15 protein-coding genes are annotated in these 16,201 nt (G+C 68.2%); 7 read left to right on the top strand and 8 right to left on the bottom strand.

Annotated elements, in window-relative coordinates; translation table 11 throughout:
- Positions 1 to 49: 49 nt before the first annotated feature.
- Positions 50 to 832 carry a hydroxyacylglutathione hydrolase gene (gene gloB, locus E5198_RS05075; RefSeq protein WP_136488930.1) on the bottom strand — a complete coding sequence of 261 codons (783 nt, stop codon included), beginning with the start codon at positions 830 to 832 and terminating at the stop codon, positions 50 to 52.
- Between the two features lie 77 nt (positions 833 to 909).
- On the opposite strand from gloB, the gene E5198_RS05070 reads away from it, so the two are divergent.
- The 6 genes from E5198_RS05070 to nudC all read left to right on the top strand — a co-directional run bounded on the left by E5198_RS05070 (position 910) and on the right by nudC (position 8,064).
- Positions 910 to 1,680, top strand: a complete 771-nt coding sequence (locus tag E5198_RS05070; protein ID WP_136488929.1) for a class I SAM-dependent methyltransferase — start codon at positions 910 to 912, stop codon at positions 1,678 to 1,680.
- Positions 1,673 to 2,128, top strand: coding sequence for a ribonuclease HI (gene rnhA, locus E5198_RS05065; RefSeq protein ID WP_136488928.1), 456 nt, complete (start codon positions 1,673 to 1,675; stop codon positions 2,126 to 2,128). The genes E5198_RS05070 and rnhA overlap by 8 nt, the downstream gene beginning before the upstream one ends.
- Before the next feature lie 42 nt (positions 2,129 to 2,170).
- The gene (dnaQ, locus tag E5198_RS05060; protein ID WP_136488927.1) at positions 2,171 to 2,929 is read left to right on the top strand and encodes a DNA polymerase III subunit epsilon; all 759 of its coding nucleotides are present in this window, start codon (positions 2,171 to 2,173) and stop codon (positions 2,927 to 2,929) included.
- A gap of 80 nt (positions 2,930 to 3,009) precedes the next feature.
- A complete protein-coding gene (locus tag E5198_RS05055; RefSeq protein ID WP_136488926.1) occupies positions 3,010 to 5,268 on the top strand; it encodes an Orn/Lys/Arg decarboxylase N-terminal domain-containing protein in 2,259 nt (752 codons plus the stop codon).
- Positions 5,269 to 5,536: 268 nt separating this feature from the next.
- Positions 5,537 to 7,225 (top strand): ferrous iron transporter B, encoded by a 1,689-nt coding sequence (locus tag E5198_RS05050; protein WP_136488925.1) that lies wholly within the window; start codon positions 5,537 to 5,539, stop codon positions 7,223 to 7,225.
- Positions 7,225 to 8,064 (top strand): NAD(+) diphosphatase, encoded by an 840-nt coding sequence (nudC, locus tag E5198_RS05045; RefSeq protein ID WP_136488924.1) that lies wholly within the window; start codon positions 7,225 to 7,227, stop codon positions 8,062 to 8,064. The genes E5198_RS05050 and nudC overlap by 1 nt, the downstream gene beginning before the upstream one ends.
- Here nudC and E5198_RS05040 read toward each other — a convergent pair.
- Entirely contained in the window at positions 8,032 to 8,808 is a 777-nt protein-coding gene (locus tag E5198_RS05040; RefSeq protein ID WP_136488923.1) for a TSUP family transporter, read from the bottom strand. The genes nudC and E5198_RS05040 overlap by 33 nt on opposite strands.
- A gap of 102 nt (positions 8,809 to 8,910) precedes the next feature.
- Here E5198_RS05040 and E5198_RS05035 point away from each other — a divergent pair, with 102 nt between their 5' ends.
- Positions 8,911 to 9,561: a hypothetical protein gene (locus tag E5198_RS05035; RefSeq protein WP_136488922.1), complete on the top strand. Its 651-nt coding sequence runs from the start codon at positions 8,911 to 8,913 to the stop codon at positions 9,559 to 9,561.
- A gap of 86 nt (positions 9,562 to 9,647) precedes the next feature.
- Here E5198_RS05035 and E5198_RS05030 read toward each other — a convergent pair whose 3' ends face one another.
- The 6 genes from E5198_RS05030 to purB all read right to left on the bottom strand — a co-directional run bounded on the left by E5198_RS05030 (position 9,648) and on the right by purB (position 16,170).
- Positions 9,648 to 11,240 carry an isocitrate lyase gene (locus tag E5198_RS05030; protein WP_136488921.1) on the bottom strand — a complete coding sequence of 531 codons (1,593 nt, stop codon included), beginning with the start codon at positions 11,238 to 11,240 and terminating at the stop codon, positions 9,648 to 9,650.
- A 427-nt stretch (positions 11,241 to 11,667) separates the two neighbouring features.
- Entirely contained in the window at positions 11,668 to 12,480 is an 813-nt protein-coding gene (locus E5198_RS05025) for a secretin N-terminal domain-containing protein (protein ID WP_136488920.1), read from the bottom strand.
- Complete coding sequence (locus tag E5198_RS05020; protein ID WP_136488919.1) at positions 12,477 to 13,109, bottom strand: histone acetyltransferase HPA2; 633 nt, start codon at positions 13,107 to 13,109, stop codon at positions 12,477 to 12,479. The genes E5198_RS05025 and E5198_RS05020 overlap by 4 nt, the downstream gene beginning before the upstream one ends.
- Positions 13,110 to 13,120: 11 nt before the next feature.
- A complete protein-coding gene (locus E5198_RS05015) occupies positions 13,121 to 13,546 on the bottom strand; it encodes a GNAT family N-acetyltransferase (protein ID WP_136488918.1) in 426 nt (141 codons plus the stop codon).
- Positions 13,539 to 14,708, bottom strand: coding sequence for a cupin domain-containing protein (locus E5198_RS05010; protein ID WP_136488917.1), 1,170 nt, complete (start codon positions 14,706 to 14,708; stop codon positions 13,539 to 13,541). Before E5198_RS05010 ends, E5198_RS05015 begins: the two co-directional genes overlap by 8 nt.
- Positions 14,709 to 14,799: 91 nt before the next feature.
- Complete coding sequence (purB, locus tag E5198_RS05005) at positions 14,800 to 16,170, bottom strand: adenylosuccinate lyase (RefSeq protein WP_136488916.1); 1,371 nt, start codon at positions 16,168 to 16,170, stop codon at positions 14,800 to 14,802.
- Between the last annotated feature and the right edge of the window lie 31 nt (positions 16,171 to 16,201).

Raw genomic sequence — 16,201 nt, 5'->3', positions numbered from 1 at the left:
TCTAGGAACCGCCCTTTGCGGTGGTCAAGTTTGCACCAGCGCCCGAATGTTACCGGAAGTTGTCCTTCCAGGCGCGCAATGCCGCAAACGCCGTCTCCGCCGTCGTCGGCGCGCTGCCGGCGTGTTCCGCGCAGCTTTTGCGCACGGCCGGCTCGTTCGCCCGCAGGAAGGGGTTGGTGGCTAGCTCCAGGCTCAGGGTGGACGGCAGGGTCGGCAGGTTCCGCTCGCGCAGGGCGGCGGCCTCGCGCTGGCGCTGCTGCAGGGCCTGGTTGTCCGGCTCGACGGCCAGGGCGAAGCGCAGGTTGGCCAGGGTGTACTCGTGGGTGCAATAGACGCGGGTCGGGCCCGGCAGGCTGGCCAGACGTTGCAGCGAGGCGTGCATCTGCGCGGCGGTACCCTCGAACAGGCGGCCACAGCCGGCGGCGAACAGGGTGTCGCCGCAGAGCAGCACGGGCTGGCCGACGCCCTCGGTGAACAGGGCGACATGGCCGGCGGTATGCCCCGGGACATGCAGCACCTGCCACTCCAGACCGAGGACGTTGATCCTCTGGCCGTCCTCGAGGGCGACATCGCGGCCGGGAATGGCCTCGAGAGCCGGGCCGAGCACCCGCGCGCCGGTGCGGGCCTTGAGCTCGAGGACGCCGCCGGTATGGTCCTGATGGTGGTGGGTGACCAGGATGTCGGTGAGCAGCCAGTCCGGATGGGCGGCCAGCCAGGCCAGCACCGGTGCGCTGTCGCCGGGGTCGACCGCGGCGCAGCGCTGCCGGGCCGGGTCCTGTAACAGCCAGATATAGTTGTCGCTGAAGGCGGGCAGGGCGGTGATCTGTATCATGGGCAGGCGAGCCGTTATGCTGAGTCGATCCGGCATCTTAGGTCGCCAGTCGTCTCTGGCGCCAGACGGGAGGATTCATGAACGAGCAGCTCCCTCGCCCGGGCCACACCGCCTGGCTGGCCCTGCAGCGCGATGCCCATGCCTGGTTCTCCGGTCCGCTGGGCGGCCTGCTGCTGTCCCGCCAGCAGCGGTTGCTGGCCGAGCAGCTCGATGCGCTGTTCGGCAGCTTCCTGCTGCACTACGGCTTCGCCGGCGCCGGTCTGCCGCCGCTGCAGCAGCTCAGCCACAGCGTCCGCCTCGGGGCGCCGTTGCCCGGCGTGGAGATCGCCTGCGAGGAGGATGCCTGGCCGGTGCTCGAGCATGCCGCCGACGTGGTGCTGCTGCAGCATGCCCTGGATTTCGCCGTGTCGCCGCACCAGCTGCTGCGCGAGGCGGCCCGCTGCGTGCGCCCCGGCGGCCACCTGCTGGTGGTCGGCATCCATCCCCGGAGCCTGTGGGGCCTGCGCCATTTTCTGGCCGGCGACGTGCTGGCGCAGGCGCGCTGCATCTCGCCGGCGCGCCTGGCCGACTGGCTGCGCCTGCTCGGCTTCGCGCTGGAGAAACGCCGCTTCGGATGCTATTGTCCGCCGCTTTCCTCGCAGCGCTGGCAGGCGCGTCTGCTCGGCATCGAGCCCTGGGCGCAGGACCTGCAACTGCCCGGTGGCGGCTTCTATCTGCTCACGGCGCGCAAGCTGGTCGCCGGCCTGCGGCCGCTGCCGCAGCCGCGCCGGGCCACGGTCAGCCCGCTGCGACCGGTTCCCGTGGCCAAGGTCGGCCGTCATCCAGGCAGCAAGCACAACCATGAGTGACAGTGTCGAGATCTATACCGATGGCGCCTGCAAGGGCAACCCCGGCCCGGGCGGCTGGGGGGCCCTGCTGGTCTACAAGGGCGTCGAGCGCGAGCTGTGGGGGGGCGAGGCGCAGACCACCAACAACCGCATGGAGCTGACCGCGGCCATCCGCGCCCTGGCCACGCTCAACCGGTCGTGCCGGGTGGAGCTGACCACCGACTCCGAGTACGTGATGAAGGGCATCAGGGAGTGGCTGCCCAACTGGAAGAAGCGCGGCTGGAAGACCGCGGCACGTCAGCCGGTGAAGAACGCCGACCTCTGGCAGGCGCTGGACGAGCAGGTCGGCCGCCATGAGGTGCATTGGCACTGGGTGCGCGGCCACAACGGCCATCCCGGCAACGAGCGGGCCGACCAGTTGGCCAATCGCGGCGTCGCCGAGGTCAACGGCTCGCGCCAGGCCGTGTGACGGCGTCTTGTCCCTCGATTCACCTGCAGGCAGATATTTCCCATGCGCTACGTAGTCCTCGATACCGAAACCACCGGCCTCGAGCCCCGCGAAGGGCACCGCATCATCGAGATCGGCTGCGTCGAGCTGATCGGCCGGCGCCTGACCGGGCGTCATTTCCACGTCTACATCAACCCCGAGCGCGAGGTCGACGAGGGCGCCATCGCGGTGCACGGCATCACCAACGAGTTCCTCGCCGACAAGCCGCGCTTTCGCGAGGTGGTCGACGAGTTCTTCGAGTTCATCAAGGGCGCCGAGCTGATCATCCACAACGCGGCGTTCGACATCGGCTTCATCAATCACGAGTTTGCCCGCCTGAGCGACCGCCCCGGGCTGGGCGAGGTGCTCGACCACTGCACGGTGCTCGACACCCTGCTGATGGCCCGCGAGCGGCATCCGGGGCAGCGCAACAATCTCGATGCCCTGTGCAAGCGCTATGGCGTCGACAACTCCGGGCGCGATCTGCACGGCGCGCTGCTCGATGCCGAGATCCTCGCCGACGTCTACCTGGCGATGACCGGCGGCCAGACCAGCCTGTCGCTGGCCGGGCAGAACAGCGAGGGCGAGGGCGGCAACGGACCGCAGGTGTCGGAGATCCGCCGCCTGCCTGCCGACCGGCCGCGCGTCCGGGTGATCCGCGCCAGCGCCGCGGAACTCGAGCAGCACGCCGCCCGCCTGGCGGCGGTGGCCAAGTCCAGCGGCGGCCCGGCGCTGTGGCAGCAGCTCGAGCCGGCCGAAGGCGAGGCGCCGATCCTGCACTGACGAGGGTTTCGCCGCGGCGCCGGGGCGGCTAACCTCAAGGCATCGGCAGGCGGAGCCTGCGCGTCCGGGGAAGCTGGCGCATGTACAAGGACCTGAAGTTTCCGGTACTCATCGTCCATCGCGACATCAAGGCCGACAGCGTGGCCGGCGAGCGGGTGCGCGGCATCGCCGGCGAGCTGGAGCAGGACGGTTTCAGTGTCCTCGCCACCGCCAGCGCCCGCGAGGGACGCATAGTCGCCTCCTCGCAGCACGGCCTGGCCTGCATCCTGGTCGCCGCCGAGGGGGCGGGCGACAACCCGCGACTGCTGCAGGACGTGGTCGAGCTGGTCCGTGCCGCGCGTCTGCGCGCCCCGCAGTTGCCGATCTTCGCCCTCGGCGAGCAGGTCACCATCGAGAACGCGCCGCCCGAGGCGATGGCCGAGCTCAACCAGCTGCGCGGCATCCTCTACCTGTTCGAGGACACCGTGTCCTTCCACGCCCGCCAGGTGGCGCGGGCGGCGCGCAGCTACCTCGACGGCCTGCTGCCGCCGTTCTTCCGCGCCTTGGTGCAGCACACCGCCGAGTCCCACTATTCCTGGCACACCCCGGGGCACGGCGGTGGCGTGGCCTATCGCAAGAGTCCGGTGGGCCAGGCCTTCCACCAGTTCTTCGGCGAGAACACCCTGCGCTCCGACCTGTCGGTGTCGGTGCCCGAGCTGGGTTCGCTGCTCGACCATACCGGCCCGCTGGCCGAGGCCGAACGCCGCGCGGCGCGCAACTTCGGCGCCGACCACACCTTCTTCGTGATCAACGGCACCTCGACGGCGAACAAGATCGTCTGGCAGGCGATGGTCGGCCGCGACGACCTGGTGCTGGTCGATCGCAACTGCCACAAGTCGGCGGTCCACGCGCTGATCATGACCGGCGCCATCCCCCTGTACCTCAATCCGGCACGCAACGAGCTGGGAATCATCGGGCCGATCCCGCTGGCCGAGTTCAGCCGCGAGGCGATCGCCGCCAAGATCGCCGCCTGTCCGCTGGCCCGGGGCCGCGAGGCGAAGGTCCGCCTCGCCGTGGTGACCAACTCGACCTACGACGGCCTGTGCTACAACGCCGAGCTGATCAAGCGCACGCTGGCCGGCAGCGTCGAGGTGCTGCACTTCGACGAGGCGTGGTACGCCTACGCCGCGTTCCACGAGTTCTATGCCGGGCGCTACGCCATGGGTACCTCGCGCGGGGCTGGTGACGAGCCGCTGCTGTTCGGCACCCACTCCACGCACAAGCTGCTGGCAGCCTTCAGCCAGGCCTCGATGATCCATGTGCAGGACGGCGGCCAGCGCCGTCTGGATGTGGCGCGCTTCAACGAGGCGTTCATGATGCACACCTCGACTTCGCCGCAGTACGGCATCCTCGCCTCGCTGGACGTGGCCTCGGCGATGATGGAGGGGCCTGCCGGGCGCTCGCTGATCCAGGAGACCTTCGACGAGGCGCTGGCCTTCCGCCACGCCATGGCCAACCTGCGCGGCAGCCTGCCGTCCGGCGACTGGTGGTTCGACATCTGGCAGCCGGAGGGGGTGGATGCCGCGGCACAGGTGCAGACCGGCGACTGGCTGCTGGCGCCGCAGGCGTCCTGGCACGGGTTCGGCGACCTGGCCGAGGACTACGTGCTGCTCGATCCGGTCAAGGTCACCCTGGTGATGCCCGGCCTGCGCGCCGACGGCAGCCTGCAGGGGCGGGGCATCCCGGCGGCGGTGGTCGGCAAGTTCCTCTGGGAGCGCGGTGTGGTGGTGGAGAAGACCGGTCTCTACTCGCTGCTGGTGCTGTTCTCGCTGAGCATCACCAAGGGCAAGTGGAGCACGCTGGTCACCGAGCTGCTCGAGTTCAAGCGCCTGTACGACGCCAATGCGCCGCTGGTCGAGGCGCTGCCCTCGATTGCCCGCGTCGATCCGCTGCGCTACCAGGGGCTCGGTCTGCGCGATCTGTGCGAGCAGTTGCATGCCTGCTATCGAGACAACCGCGTGCCGCGGGCGCTCAGCCGCATGTACACGCATCTGCCGGAGCTGGCCCTGAAGCCGGCCGCAGCCTGGGATCATCTGGTACGCGGCGAGGTCGAGGCGGTGCCGCTGGAGGCGCTGGAGGGGCGCATCGCCGCGGTGATGCTGGTGCCCTATCCGCCGGGGATCCCGCTGATCATGCCGGGGGAGCGCTTCACCGCCGCCTGCCGGCCGATCATCGACTACCTGCAGTTCTCCCGCCGCTTCGAGCAGGCCTTTCCGGGCTTCGAGTCCGAGGTCCACGGGCTGCAGCACACGCAGGTCGACGGTCAGCGCCGCAATACCGTGGACTGCATCCGCGTCTGAGCGAGGGCAACCCGAGGCTGCCGTGATCTGGATCACTATGGTCGGATTCGCCTTTGTCGCCAGGCTTGTTATAGTGCCAGCATCTAAAAAGTGGGTGGCCAGGGGGTCGCCCCGACGTCGAGTTTCTGCCCGGAGGCGCGCCCATGTCGCGATGGCTTGAGGCGAAAGCACTCACCAGCAGTCAGGATGATCACCGCTTGCACGTTGCCAGGTCACAGGAAGTGGCCAGGCAGCCCGATTCGTACCGCGTGGGAGGCGGAAGCAGCGCATGGTAACCGGAGCCACGTCCCTTGGTCTGGTGCGCAACGAACTGTTCGCCACCATCGAGCAGGCCGAGCAGAGCCTCGAGCAGTTCATCGCCGATCGACTCAACGTCAGCCTGCTGCAGCAGGCAGTCGAGTACCTGCAGCAGATCCGCGGCATCCTCAAGCTGATCGAGCTGGCCGGCGCCGAGCTGCTGGCCCAGGAGGCCCTGCTGCTGGCCACCGACATCCCGGTCGGTGCCGGCCAGGAGCGCGACGGTCAGTTGGCCGCGCTGGGCAAGGCGCTGTTCGTGCTGCGCCGCTACCTGGAGGGCATCGACAACCACCGCCAGGAAATCCCCGAGCTGCTGCTGCCGATCATCAACGAGGTGCGGCTGTCCACCGGCCAGCCGGCTTTGCCGGAATGCTACTTCTTCAGCGTCCGTCTCGATCAGCCGCGGCCGCCGCGCCGCAACATCGAGATCCAGCCGGGGGTGGCCAACCGCGACGGCGGCCGCCTGCGCCAGATGTATCAGCTGGGCCTGATGAACGTGCTGCGCGAGCAGAACCTGGCCGCCGCGCTCAAACTGATGTCGCGCGCTCTCGGGCGCCTCGACGACCTGCTCGGCGGGCGCGAGCGCTCGCGCCTGTGCTGGATCGGTGCCGCGGCACTGGAAGCCATGGCCGATGGGCGGATGCGCCCGACCCGCTCGCGCAAGCAGCTGCTGTCGCGCCTCGACCGCGACCTGCGCCAGTTGCTGGGCAACCAGCAGTTCGAGGCGCCGCGCAGCCTGCTCAAGGAGCTGCTGTACATGGTGGCGCTGGCCGGTACCCAGGGCGAGCGCGCCAGCGAGATGCGCCGGGTGTTCGGCCTGGCGCCGTTGCCGTTCACCGACCACCTGCTGGAAGAGGAATCAAGGCGCCTGTCCGGGCCCGGTGAAGAGGTCATGCGCTCGCTGTCGCTGGCGATCCGCGAGGAGCTGGCCGGGGTCAAGGACGCACTCGATCTGATCGAGCGCGGTGCCGCGCAGCAGGAAGCCAGGGTCGGTCTGCATGCGCAGGTCGGCAAGCTGGCCAAGACCCTCGGCATGGTCGGTCTGAGTTCGGCGGCCAATGCCCTGCAGGCGCAGGTGGAGATGGTCGGCAGCTGGTGCTCGCGCAGCGACACGCCGCCGGCGGCCGAACTGTTGCGCCTGGCCGATGCCCTGCTGTACATGGAAAGCATGGTAGCCACCCTCGAGCAGAGCGAGCAGCGCAAGCGTCAGGCCAGCACGGTGCAGATCGCCGGTGCGACGCAGGGCGACTCCTACGCTTCGCACCAGCTGGTCGAGGCGCGCATCGTGGTCATCGACGAGGCTCAGGCGGGCCTGGCGCTGGCCAAGCGCGCCATCACCGCCTACCTCGAATCCAGCGGCGACAAGCTCAACCTGGCCAACGTACCGACCAGCCTGCAGGCGGTGCGCGGCGGCCTGTGGTTCCTCGGTCTGGAGCGGGCCGCCGAACTGGTCGGCGCCTGTGCCGACTACATCCAGCGGCACATGATCGAGAACGCCCAGATCCCCTCCGAGCAGATGCTGGAGACCCTGGCCGACGCCCTGACCAGTCTCGAGTTCTTCCTCGAAGGTGGCGCCAACCTGCGGCCGGAAGGCCAGCAGGACGTGCTCGACCTCGCCGCCGACAGCGTGCGCGCGCTGGGCATGCAGGTCGCTGCCTGATGTCCCGGCACTCCTGGCAGCCGGCGGTCATCGACCCCGCGCAGCCGGGAGGCTGGGCGCTGGCGCACTGCCGCCAGCAGTTTCTCTGCGACGCCAGGGGCGTCCTCTTCCCTCGCGATTGGCTGAAGGCGCAAGGCTTCGGCATCCTCGCCGAGCACGGTATCGGCCGCCTCGACGGCGAGGCGGTGTTCGTCCTCGAGCTGGACGATCAGGCGCTTCAGTCGCCCGCCGGCGGTTTCTGGAAGGGGCTGCGCCAGTTCATGCTCGAGGGCGACTTCGCCACCTTCCGCATGCTCGGCTATGCCGCCCAGGTCGGTACCTGGGCCCGCCAGCACCGCTTCTGCGGCAGTTGCGGTGCGCCGCTGCAGGCGCTGGCCGGCGAACGGGCGATGGCCTGTCCGCACTGCCAGCTGCAGCAGTATCCACGCCTGTCACCGAGCATCATCGTGCTGGTCAGTCGCGGCGACGAGCTGCTGCTGGCCCGCTCGCCGCGTTTCGTCAGCGGCGTCTACAGCACCCTGGCGGGCTTCGTCGAGCCGGGCGAGTCGATCGAGGCCTGCGTGCACCGCGAGGTGCGCGAGGAGGTGGCGGTGGAGGTCGGCAACCTGCGCTACATCGCCAGCCAGAACTGGCCGTTTCCCCATTCGCTGATGCTCGGTTTCCATGCCGACTACGCCGGCGGCGAGATCGTGCCGCAGCCGGAGGAGATCGAGGATGCACGCTGGTTCCGCGTCGATGCCCTGCCGCCGCTGCCGGCCCGTGGCTCCATCGCCCGTTATCTGATCGACCTGCACCTGGCGCGCCGCTCAGGCGACGCCGAACCAGTGCTGCCAGGCTAGGCGCGCGGTCAGCGCCAGTACCACCGAGATGAACACCGGACGGATCAGTTTCGAGCCGCCGCGGATGGCCGTGCGCGCGCCGAGGAAGGCGCCCAGCATCAGCGCCAGGCCCATGCCGATGCCCAGAGCCCACGCGACCTGGCCGGCGGCGATGAATACCGCCAGGGCCATGGCGTTGCTGACGAAGTTCATGCTGCGCGCCACGCCGCTGGCGCGCAGCAGGTCGAGCGGGTAGAGCAGCAGACTGCTCACCGTCCAGAAGGCGCCGGTGCCGGGCCCGGCGATGCCATCGTAGAAGCCCAGGGTCAGGCCCTGCGGCCACTGTCGGCGCTGTGGCGGTGGGGCGCTGCTGGTGTCCGGTCGTGGCGTCGGATTGAACAGCAGATACAGGCCGCAGGCGAATACCACGACCGGCAGCATCCGATTCAGCCAGTCGGCCGGCAGCAGATGGGCACCCCAGGCGCCGAGCAGCGCGCCGATGGCGGTGGCGAGCAGGCCCCGCCACCATTGGCGTGGGCTGAACAGCCGGCGGCGGTGGAAAGTCCAGGCGGCCGTGGCCGAGCCGAAGGTGGCGCACAGCTTGTTGGTACCCAGCACCAGGTGAGGGGGCAGGCCGGTGGTGAGCAGGGCCGGAATGGTCAGCAGACCGCCGCCGCCGGCGATGGCATCGATGAAGCCCGCGGTGAAGGCCACGCCGATCAGCAGTAGCAGGGACAGGGGTTCCAGGGCGAGTTCGAAGGCCATGCAAAGCTTGATCTGTTGACGATTGTGCGGAGCTCGCGCTGGCCGCTGGAAAGGTGGCGTACGCATAATGCCGCAATTGTCTGGCGAGAGGGAGTGACGAGCATGCAATACAACGGACTGGCCTGGGCTGTGGCTCTGGCGGCGCTGCTGGTACTGGTGCTGGGGGGGCGCATGCTGCTGCGGCGTGGCTGGTTCCTTGGCTGGCTGCGAGGCACCTGCGGATTGGGGCTGCTGGCGCTGGCTGGCGTGGCCGGGGTGGTGGCCTGGGACCTGCGCAGCTATGCGGCGCTGCCGCCGGCGGGCGAGCCGCTGGCGACGATCAGCATCGAGGCTCGGGGCAGCCAGCGCTACCTGGTGTCCCTGCAGGAGGGAGGCACCCGGCGGGATCTGCTCGTCAATGGCGAGCTCTGGCAGCTGGACGCACGACTGTTCGACTGGAAGGGCCTGGCGACCCTTATCGGGCTGCGCTCGGGGTATCGCCTCGAACTGCTGGCGGCCCGTTATCGGCAGGCCGATCCGCAGGGGGGCGCGGAGCCCAGCCGCATCATGCTGGCGCGGAGTCCGTATGGCGTCGATCTGTGGCGCTGGCTGCGCGAGAGTGGCTGGGATCTGCCGCTGCTCGATGCGCGTGGCGCGCGGGTGACTTTCCTGCCGCTGGCCGATGGCGCGATCTACAGCATTCGCCTGGGCAGTACGGGGATGCTGGCCGAACCGCAGAACCAGGCAGGGCGCGAAGCGCTGACGCACCGATGAGCCGGTGCCTCTCGCGAAATGAAAAACCCCGGTCTTGCGACCGGGGTTTTCGAGGGCTCGACCCGAGGGTCGAATGAGCCGGTTCCTTAGAACTGGTTCATGGTGTTGTCTTTACCACCGGCCTTCAGGGCAGCTTCACCAGCGAAGTATTCCTTGTGGTTGTCACCGATGTCGGAGCCAGCCATGTTCTGGTGCTTGACGCAGGCGATACCCTGACGGATTTCCTGACGCTGCACGCCCTTCACGTAGGCCAGCATGCCTTCTTCGGCGAAGTAGCCCTTGGCCAGGTTGTCGGTGGACAGGGCCGCGGTGTGGTAGGTCGGCAGGGTGATCAGGTGGTGGAAGATGCCGGCCTGAGCGGAACCGTCGCGCTGGAAGGTGCGGATCATCTCGTCGGCGACCTGGGCCAGTTCGGTCTCGTCGTACTCGGCGCTCATCAGCTGGGCGCGGTCGTAGGCGGAGACGTCCTTGCCTGCGGCAACCATGGCGTCGAACGCCTGCTGACGGAAGTTCAGGGTCCAGTTGAACGACGGGCTGTTGTTGTACACCAGCTTGGCGTTCGGGATGACTTCGCGGATGCGGTCAACCATGCCCTTGATCTGGCCAACGTGCGGCTTCTCGGTCTCGATCCACAGCAGGTCGGCACCGTTCTGCAGCGAGGTGATGCAGTCCAGGACGCAGCGATCTTCGCCGGTGCCCTTGCGGAACTGGAACAGGTTGCTCGGCAGGCGCTTCGGACGCAGCAGCTTGCCTTCGCGCTTGATCACGACGTCGCCGTTGCCCAGCTCGGCTTCGGAGATCTCTTCGCAATCCAGGAAGGAGTTGTACAGGTCGCCCAGGTCGCCCGGCTCTTTGGTCACGGCGATCTGCTTGGTCAGGCCGGCACCCAGGGAGTCGGTACGGGCAACGATCACGCCGTCGTCAACGCCCAGCTCGAGGAAGGCGTAGCGAACAGCAGCGATCTTGGCGAGGAAGTCGACGTGCGGAACGGTAACCTTGCCGTCCTGGTGGCCGCACTGCTTCTCGTCGGAAACCTGGTTCTCGATCTGGATGCAGCAGGCACCCGCCTCGATCATCTTCTTGGCCAGCAGGTAGGTGGCTTCCGGGTTGCCGAAGCCGGCATCGATGTCGGCGATGATCGGGACAACGTGGGTTTCGTAGTTGTCGATCTGGTTCTGGATCTCGGCAGCCTTGGCGTTATCGCCGGCTTCGCGGGCAGCGTCCAGGGCGGTGAACAGCAGGTCCAGCTCACGGGAGTCGGCCTGGCGCAGGAAGGTGTACAGCTCTTCGATCAGCGAGGAAACGGCAGTCTTCTCGTGCATCGACTGGTCCGGCAGCGGGCCGAAGTCGGAGCGCAGGGCGGCAACCATCCAGCCGGACAGGTACAGGTAGCGCTTGTTGGTGGTCTTCAGGTGCTTCTTGATGGAGATCAGCTTCTGCTGACCGATGAAGCCGTGCCAGCAACCCAGCGACTGGGTGTAGACGGAAGAGTCGGCGTCGTACTCGGCCATGTCCTTGCGCATGATGGCGGCGGTGTACTTGGCGATATCCAGACCGGTCTTGAAGCGGTTCTGGGCGCGCATGCGAGCGACGGACTCAGGGTCGATGGCGCTCCAGCTGCTGCCGAACTTCTCTTTCAGGGCGGCTACGGCCTTGATGTCGTTTTGATAAGCGGACATGGTCAATCCTTCAAGTTTGTGTGTTTCGTTGAGCACCGACATTCCCATTCAACACCTGAGGTGTTGACGGTAGTGTTGCAAGAGCTCACCGCAGAGCGTCGAGGGAGAGACCGGTTCGGCAGGAGGCCGGAGGAGGGGATGTAGTGACGACCGGTGGGGTGACTACAACAGCCGGATGGGCCGTGTCCGTCATGCCGGTTGAAACCTTGCTTCCCCGTCCCTCAGGACAACTTCGTTCCAGTCGCAACCTTGTCGCACCGCCGGGTGGGGGGTACTGACACGAACCGACTCCAGGGGTGGTCTGGAGTGCGATCCGGGGGCCGTTTCGGACCTCTGGTCAGCGGGAGCGAGGCCATCATGCTAGGAGAGAGACGGGGCGTCAATGGATTTTGTAGTTTTTTTTTGGAGCTACTACAAAAGTTCTAGATCACTCGAGAAGGTCGACCTTGAGCCGTAGCACCCGGTTATCCCGGACGCTGCCGGCCTGCCGGGAGAGCAGGCCGGAGCGCTGCTCGCCGGCGCTTTCGCGGATGCCGCCCAGCTCGATCCACTCGCCCAGGCGGCCGCTGACGCGGGTGGCGGTGGTCTGGGTGTCGAGGGTGCCGTCAGGGCCGGCCAGGCGATCCTGGCGGCTGCGGATGTCGAGCTGGACCCGGTCGCCCTGCACGTGGGCGACCACCTCGAAACCGCGGTTGATGTCGCGATACTCGGTGTATTCGCGCGGGTAGCCATGGGCGTCGCGTCCGTAGCTGGTCAGCGGCACGCTCTCGCCGATCTGGATCAGTGCGGGATAGCCTGCGGTCGCCTGCACCTGCTGCACTGAGCCGCTGCCGCCGGCACTGCTGCGCCGGATGATGCGCACCTCGTCGCGGCCGTGGTGTTCGCCGCGGCCGCCGATGATCTCGACATTGCCGGCGCTGATGCTGCCGTCGACCCGGTAGCCATCCTGGCGGGCGCTGCTGTCCTGCTGGCTGTCGACGGTGATCAGCAGGCGCTGCGGCGGCGTGTCGAGCTGCTGCAGCAGCTCCTGCAGTTCGGCGATCTTGTCCGGCTCGGCATTGACCACCAACTGGTTGCCGTAGGCGCTGACACGGCCTGCACCATCCAGCAGCGACTGCGCGATCGGCAGCAGTTCCTCGGCCGAGCGGTAGTGCAGCGGCAGGATTTCGGTGCGCGGGGTCGCCCCGGCGCTCAGGCTGCAGGCCAGGGCAAGCAGCGTCAGCCAGGAGCGGGGTGTCACAGCAGGAAGCTCCTCAGGTTCGGATCGCCGCCGGCACTCTCCCAGGCCTGGTCGAACTGGCGCTGCAGCTGGCGCACCCGGCCGCGGGCCTGGTAGTGGACCTGTGCGGCGGGCAGCAGCGGTGCACTGCGCAGCAGCAGGCCGCAGTCGTCGACCAGCAGGTAGGCGGGGTCGTCGGCAGGCTGGTCGGGGCCGAGCCTGCGGATCTGGCAGTTGCTCGGCAACTGGCGGGCCAGGCGCAGCAGGGCATGGCCTTGGCGTACCGCCAGGGCGCTGTCGCGCAGCAGGATGCGCAGGCAGTTGCGCGGATGGGCGCGCAGCAGGCGGCTGCAGGCCTCGGCGATGGCGCGCTGGTCATACAGCCAGGGCTCCAGGTCCGGCGTGTACAGGCACAGCGAGCGGCGGGCCTGCTGGATCAGCGCCAGGGCGTGGCTGCGCAGCTGTGCCGGGCTGTCGGTGCGTTCGACAGCCTCATGCTGGCCGAGGGCGAAGGGGGCGGGCTCCAGCCGGCTGGCCGGCGCGCCGCCCTCGGCGGGCGGGTTGTGGATGGCAAAACGCCCCGGAGAGCGGAAATCGAGGGCGGGCAGTGGAGTGCCGTGGTCGTTGTCGCGTTCCGGGGCGTTGCTCATCGGGTGGCCTCTCAGGCGCTGTCGCGCACCATGTCGACGTGGGGGATGCCGGCCTCGAGGAATTCCTCGCTGGCTACCCGGAAGCCTAGCCGTTCGTAGAAGCGCACGGCATGGGCCTGGGCGGTGAGCATCTGGCGGCGCAGGCCGCGGCGCTCGGCCTCGGCGATGGCCGCCTGCATCAGCATCTCGCCGATGTGCAGGCCGCGCCAGTCCTTGATCACCGAGACGCGGCCGATCTGGCCGTCCGGCAGCAGGCGCGCGGTGCCGACGGCGAAGTCGCCCTCGAAGGCGAGGAAATGCACGGCGTCGACGTCCTCGGCGTCCCACTCCAGCTCCGGCGGCACTTCCTGTTCGACCACGAACACCGCCTCGCGGATGCGGCGCAGGTCGGCGTTGTCGGCATGCCAGTCGGCGATCCGTACGGTGAGCTTATTCATCGGCGGCAAACTCCAGACTTCCCTGTTTGACCAGTTCGTAGATCAGCGTCAGCGCCTCGTCGCTCTCCAGCCAGGGCTCGAGATTCTCCAGGTGCAGGGCGTCGGCGCTGCATACCAGCTTGAGCAGTTCGCGCAGCGAGGCGTCGAGGCGGCGGCTGTTGCCGCTGGCGAACAGCACCAGATAGTCGTCGATCTCGCTCCAGGCCAGGCGCGCGCTGGGGTTGCGCACCAGCACGGCGCCGTCGCCGAGGGCGGCGAAGAACTCGTCCTCGGGGAGCTCCTCGCCGGCCACCAGCTCCGGGTAGCGCGGCTCGGTCATGAACTGGCCGAACCAGGTCAGCAGCAGCTTCTCGTCGCTCATGTGGCGGTCGATCAGTCCGCGCAGGCGCTCGAGGGCGTCGCGCTGGATCTGGTTGGGGTCGCCTGCAGGCTGGCAGCCGGCGTCGCTGTAGCGCTCCTCGTCGGGCAGGAACTGGCCGAGGAAGTCGGTGAAGTGGGTCAGCACCTCGCTGGCGCTGGGCGCGCGGAAGCCCACCGAGTAGGTCATGCACTCGTCCTCGGCGATGCCGTAGTGAGCCAGGCGCGGCGGCAGGTAGAGCATGTCGCCGGGCTCCAGTACCCATTCGTCGCTCTGCTCGAAGCCGGCCAGGATGCGCAGGTCCGGATGCTCGAGCAGCGGACTGTCGCTGTCGCACAGCTGGCCGAGCTTCCAGCGGCGGTGGCCGTGGGCCTGCAGGAGGAACACGTCGTAGTTGTCGAAATGCGGGCCGACGCCGCCGCCGGGGGCGGCGTAGCTGATCATCAGGTCGTCGATGCGCCAGCTGGGCAGGAACAGGAACTGCTCCATCAGCTCGCGCATTTCCGGCACGAACTGGTCGACCGCCTGCACCAGCAGGGTCCAGTCACGCTCCGGAAGATTCTGGTAGGTCTCTTCGCTGAACGGGCCGCGACGCAGCTCCCAGGGGCTGGCGCCGTGCTCGAGGACGATGCGCGACTCGACTTCCTCCTCCAGCGACAGGCCGGCCAGTTCGTCGGGGCTGATCGGGCTCTGGTAGCCGGGGATGGCCTGGCGCACCAGCAGCGGCTTCTGCTGCCAGTAGTCGCGGAGGAATTCGCGGGGCGTCAGGCCGCCCAGCAGTTGCAGCGGGGTATCGGGTGCCATATCCAACTCTTCAAATATGAAAACGCCCGACCGCAAGACTGGAGGTGGCTGCCAGTCTGGACGGTCGGGCGAGAGGCCGTTCAGGCTGGGATCAGATGCGTTTGGTCTGGGCCACCGCGTTGCCGATGTAGCTGGCCGGGGTCATGGCGCGCAGCTCGGCCTTGGCCTGCTCGGGGATCGCCAGGGTGTCGATGAACTCGCGCAGCGCCTCGGGGCTGATGCCCTTGCCGCGGGTCAGTTCCTTGAGCTTCTCGTAGGCGTTCTCGACGGCGTAGCGGCGCATCACGGTCTGCACCGGCTCGGCCAGCACTTCCCAGCAGTTGTCCAGGTCTTCGGCCAGGCGGGCGGCGTTCAGTTCCAGCTTGCCGATGCCCTTGAGGCTGGCCTCGTAGGCGATCAGGCTGTGCGCCAGGCCGACGCCGAGGTTGCGCAGCACGGTGGAGTCGGTCAGGTCGCGCTGCCAGCGGGAGATCGGCAGCTTGCTGGCCAGGTGCTGCAGCAGGGCGTTGGCGATGCCGAGGTTGCCCTCGGAGTTCTCGAAGTCGATCGGGTTGACCTTGTGCGGCATGGTCGAGGAGCCGATCTCGCCGGCCACGGTCTTCTGCTTGAAGTAGCCGAGGGAGATGTAGCCCCAGATGTCGCGATCGAAGTCGATCAGGATGGTGTTGAAGCGGGCGATGGCGTCGAACAGCTCGGCGATGTAGTCGTGCGGCTCGATCTGGGTGGTGTAGGGGTTCCAGCTCAGGCCGAGGTCGTCCTCGATGAACTCGCGGGCGTTGGCTTCCCAGTCGACGTCCGGGTAGGCGGACAGGTGGGCGTTGTAGTTGCCCACGGCGCCGTTGATCTTGCCGAGCAGCGGCACGGCGGCGACCTGGGCGATCTGGCGCTCCAGGCGGTAGACCACGTTGGCCAGCTCCTTGCCCATGGTGGTCGGCGAGGCCGGCTGGCCGTGGGTGCGCGACAGCATCGGCACGTCGGCGAACTGCACGGCCAGGGCGCGGATGGCGTCGGCCAGCTGGCGCATCAGCGGCAGCAGCACGCTGTCGCGGCCTTCGCGCAGCATCAGGGCGTGGGACAGGTTGTTGATGTCCTCGCTGGTGCAGGCGAAGTGGATGAACTCGCTCACCGCGGCCAGCTCCGGCAGCCTGGCGGCCTGCTCCTTGAGCAGGTATTCCACGGCCTTGACGTCGTGGTTGGTGGTGCGCTCGATTTCCTTGATGCGCTGGGCGTGCTCGAGCTGGAAGTTTTCCGCCAGCTCGTCGAGCAGGGCGTTGGCTTCGGCGGAGAACGGCGCGACCTCCGGGATGCCGGCGTGGGCGGCCAGGCGCTGCAGCCAGCGCACTTCCACCTGCACGCGGCAGCGGATCAGGCCGAATTCGCTGAAGATCGGACGCAGGGCGGCGGTTTTGCCGGCGTAGCGGCCATCAACGGGGGACACCGCAGTGAGCGAGGAGAGCTGCATGGGGACGTTCTCGACAGTCTGGCAACAGAAA

The organism is Pseudomonas sp. A-1 (assembly GCF_004801855.1).
In the GTDB taxonomy this organism is placed as follows: Bacteria; Pseudomonadota; Gammaproteobacteria; order Pseudomonadales; family Pseudomonadaceae; genus Geopseudomonas.
This window is presented reverse-complemented; position numbering and strand designations above follow the sequence as displayed.

Excerpts from the sequence above, each read along its gene's own strand:
- E5198_RS05040 (WP_136488923.1), bottom strand. The coding sequence starts at position 8,808 with ATGGCCTTCGAACTCGCCCTGGAACCCCTGTCCCTGCTACTGCTGATC.
- rnhA (WP_136488928.1), top strand. The coding sequence starts at position 1,673 with ATGAGTGACAGTGTCGAGATCTATACCGATGGCGCCTGCAAGGGCAAC.
- E5198_RS05055 (WP_136488926.1), top strand. The coding sequence starts at position 3,010 with ATGTACAAGGACCTGAAGTTTCCGGTACTCATCGTCCATCGCGACATC.
- dnaQ (WP_136488927.1), top strand. The coding sequence starts at position 2,171 with ATGCGCTACGTAGTCCTCGATACCGAAACCACCGGCCTCGAGCCCCGC.
- E5198_RS05020 (WP_136488919.1), bottom strand. The coding sequence starts at position 13,109 with ATGAGCAACGCCCCGGAACGCGACAACGACCACGGCACTCCACTGCCC.
- purB (WP_136488916.1), bottom strand. The coding sequence starts at position 16,170 with ATGCAGCTCTCCTCGCTCACTGCGGTGTCCCCCGTTGATGGCCGCTAC.
- nudC (WP_136488924.1), top strand. The coding sequence starts at position 7,225 with ATGTCCCGGCACTCCTGGCAGCCGGCGGTCATCGACCCCGCGCAGCCG.
- E5198_RS05015 (WP_136488918.1), bottom strand. The coding sequence starts at position 13,546 with ATGAATAAGCTCACCGTACGGATCGCCGACTGGCATGCCGACAACGCC.
- E5198_RS05030 (WP_136488921.1), bottom strand. The coding sequence starts at position 11,240 with ATGTCCGCTTATCAAAACGACATCAAGGCCGTAGCCGCCCTGAAAGAG.
- E5198_RS05010 (WP_136488917.1), bottom strand. The coding sequence starts at position 14,708 with ATGGCACCCGATACCCCGCTGCAACTGCTGGGCGGCCTGACGCCCCGC.
- gloB (WP_136488930.1), bottom strand. The coding sequence starts at position 832 with ATGATACAGATCACCGCCCTGCCCGCCTTCAGCGACAACTATATCTGG.
- E5198_RS05035 (WP_136488922.1), top strand. The coding sequence starts at position 8,911 with ATGCAATACAACGGACTGGCCTGGGCTGTGGCTCTGGCGGCGCTGCTG.
- E5198_RS05070 (WP_136488929.1), top strand. The coding sequence starts at position 910 with ATGAACGAGCAGCTCCCTCGCCCGGGCCACACCGCCTGGCTGGCCCTG.
- E5198_RS05050 (WP_136488925.1), top strand. The coding sequence starts at position 5,537 with ATGGTAACCGGAGCCACGTCCCTTGGTCTGGTGCGCAACGAACTGTTC.